Origin of the sequence: Kluyvera sp. EC_51 (genome assembly GCF_019584505.1) — a bacterium.
In the GTDB taxonomy this organism is placed as follows: domain Bacteria; phylum Pseudomonadota; class Gammaproteobacteria; order Enterobacterales; family Enterobacteriaceae; genus Kluyvera; species Kluyvera sichuanensis.
Genome location: NZ_VDAG01000011.1, coordinates 380 through 846, shown reverse-complemented (window position 1 = coordinate 846; position 467 = coordinate 380). Strand labels below are relative to the sequence as shown.

Annotated in this window: 1 rRNA gene (cut by a window edge); it reads right to left on the bottom strand. The window is 51.2% G+C overall.

The features are described from left to right. Nucleotides 1–467 (bottom strand): 23S ribosomal RNA (locus tag FHC49_RS04535); its annotated part reaches 761 nt to the left of the window's first position; the annotation flags it as partial.

Here is a 467-nt window from a genome sequence, read left to right as displayed (position 1 = left end):
GTTAGCACCCGCCGTGTGTCTCCCGTGATAACATTCTTCGGTATTCGTAGTTTGCATCGGGTTGGTAAGTCGGGATGACCCCCTAGCCGAAACAGTGCTCTACCCCCGAAGATGAATTCACGAGGCGCTACCTAAATAGCTTTCGGGGAGAACCAGCTATCTCCCGGTTTGATTGGCCTTTCACCCCCAGCCACAAGTCATCCGCTAATTTTTCAACATTAGTCGGTTCGGGTTCGCTCGCCGCTACTGGGGGAATCTCGGTTGATTTCTTTTCCTCGGGGTACTTAGATGTTTCAGTTCCCCCGGTTCGCTTCATTACGCTATGTATTCACGTAATGATAGTGTGTCGAAACACACTGGGTTTCCCCATTCGGAAATCGTCGGTTATAACGGTTCATATCACCTTACCGACGCTTATCGCAGATTAGCACGTCCTTCATCGCCTCTGACTGCCAGGGCATCCACCG